The sequence below is a fragment of the Pyrobaculum sp. genome (genome assembly GCF_049971835.1).
Taxonomy (GTDB): Archaea; Thermoproteota; Thermoprotei; order Thermoproteales; family Thermoproteaceae; genus Pyrobaculum.
Genome location: NZ_JBMFKV010000305.1, coordinates 1 through 1,888, shown reverse-complemented (window position 1 = coordinate 1,888; position 1,888 = coordinate 1). Strand labels below are relative to the sequence as shown.

General features: G+C 55.2%; 3 protein-coding genes and 1 pseudogene. 1 reads left to right on the top strand and 3 read right to left on the bottom strand.

Going from position 1 to position 1,888, the window contains the following annotated elements:
- Positions 1-750: 750 nt before the first annotated feature.
- Positions 751-997 (top strand): annotated as a pseudogene (locus ACP5J3_RS14010) (hypothetical protein); the annotation flags it as partial.
- On the opposite strand, the gene ACP5J3_RS14005 reads toward ACP5J3_RS14010, so the two are convergent.
- Genes ACP5J3_RS14005 through ACP5J3_RS13995 form a run of 3 tightly spaced genes read right to left on the bottom strand, consistent with a single transcriptional unit; the run spans position 951 to position 1,724 of the window.
- Positions 951-1,154, bottom strand: coding sequence for a hypothetical protein (locus ACP5J3_RS14005; protein ID WP_428496245.1), 204 nt, complete (start codon positions 1,152-1,154; stop codon positions 951-953). The pseudogene ACP5J3_RS14010 and the gene ACP5J3_RS14005 sit on opposite strands and share 47 nt — an antisense overlap.
- Positions 1,151-1,423: a hypothetical protein gene (locus tag ACP5J3_RS14000; RefSeq protein ID WP_428496244.1), complete on the bottom strand. Its 273-nt coding sequence runs from the start codon at positions 1,421-1,423 to the stop codon at positions 1,151-1,153. Before ACP5J3_RS14000 ends, ACP5J3_RS14005 begins: the two co-directional genes overlap by 4 nt.
- Positions 1,424-1,451: 28 nt before the next feature.
- Positions 1,452-1,724 (bottom strand): hypothetical protein, encoded by a 273-nt coding sequence (locus ACP5J3_RS13995; protein ID WP_428496243.1) that lies wholly within the window; start codon positions 1,722-1,724, stop codon positions 1,452-1,454.
- Between the last annotated feature and the right edge of the window lie 164 nt (positions 1,725-1,888).

Sequence of the window (1,888 nt, the reverse complement as noted above, 5' to 3'; positions counted from 1 at the left end):
CGCTGACTGCGAGAATCCATATTAACTTTAACTACTTTTCGATTTCTAACCATGTACTAAAGAATTTGGTTTTATATAAGTTTTGTCCATATCGGTTTCAACTATCCTTTGATTTCTAGGCCCCCCGCCCTAGCTGTCGCCTAGGAAACTGCTGTTTCAAACACTTTTGATTACTGGGTAGCCGAGACGGCTCTTGGAGTATCTATTGGGCTACATACCGCCTAGGGGCTGGGAGGTACATTCCGCCTTTCTACACATGCCAGATCTCTCCTACCGTAGGCACGGGATAAAGACTGGCTTTATTTCGAGAAATAATTGTAGGAGACCTCCATTATGGCGAAATGTAGCACAGCCACAGAGCTGGTGACGGCTGTCCGGGCTCCCCGGGGCCGCGTGACAAGCTGTAGACTTGGCTTCCCAGCGCGGCGAAGCTCATGCCCACGGGGTGTTGGGCTGTTAGGGTGGCCTACCTCTGGCTGGGGTTGGCGCATTAAGGACGGCGTGGAAGGCGACGCTCTTGTGGATGACATACCTAGCCCTATTGAGGTGGCTCCACCTCAGCACAGTGGCAGTAGCATATGGGAACGCAGTTAGGGGTTCGGATACACCACCGGTAAGTGTACACCTTTTTGCACAACCAGAGGCGTGCCAATCCACCCTCACCGGCTACATCTGTGCAGAAGCGCACGTGGGAACCCACGGAGAAGCGGCGTCAGGCTTAGTTTTTAAAGACGGCGTTGGTCAACATCTGTGTCTGTGGATTTGAAGACGCTTGAGGAGGTGGTGGAGAGGGCTGTCAAGAGGGCCCTGGAGGAACGCCGAAGCTTTAAAGGCGTTGGCAGACTACACCAAGGCTGGCTTTGCCTAGCTGGATAAACGCGTGTCTACACTCGAAGATCATTTAGGCTCGCTTACAGAAGCTACGCTGTCCCGCTACGTGTGGGAAGATCTCAAAAAGGAGGCAAGCGCCAGAAGCGAGAGGGTGTTGGCCCGGCGCCTATCGCCATGGCTCCGAGTGTCCCCCTCGCGCCGATTGCTGCCGCGGGGGGCGACGCCTTGTACGCCGCCTTCTTGACTGCTAAGTACCTCTGCTCCCTCTCCAGTTGATTTCTGTTTGACAGCAGATTCGACACAAGGCCCGCAAACTTGCTCACGATAGCCCCTTCCCAGCCGCTATCCACGCGGAAATCAGCTCCTTGATCCCTGGCGGCAAAGACTCTAGCTGTTTCTTCGTGGCCTCCACCTCGAGCTTCTGCTCGTACTGCGCATGGACGTGGGATGTTGCTAGGATGTTGTCCACGACGGACCTGTCCGCCTTCACGAGCGTGCCGTTGCTTCTCAAGATGTGATATTCGCCATCTCTTTCTATGTACACGCGGCCCGTAGAGCTTCGCCTCCTTGAGGGCGTCAGAGTTTTTAACATCTATTTCTTTATATGATTCTTTATACCTCTAGCCTGTGGGGGTCTTGGCCTTGATCAACAGCTTATAGGAGTCCGGCAGTTGCGCCTTGCTCAGATCGACGGCCCTCACCTTATCGAGATCCCCCTCGATTTTGAGGGTAGGCGAGGTCAGAGTCGATTTATACGCCTTCCTCCACACGTCGAAGGCCTTGGCAAAGAGGTCCGCGGCCTTGAGCGCCTCTGGGCTCTTCTGGACGTCGATGCTGGCTTGCAGAGACTTGGCTACCTCCTCAGCCCTCTTCCTCCGGAAGTCGGCCGTCACGGCCATCTCCGCCGACTTGTTCTGCAGGTCTGCCCAGGTTCTCTCTCAATTCCGCATGTAGCGATCGGCCGATGAGAGACTTGTGCTCATTGGCGCAGGCATCGAAGAGGTGCGGCTCTCCCTTTCCTCTTCTCCAGCCAGGCGCTCCGGTTGGCTCCTGTACC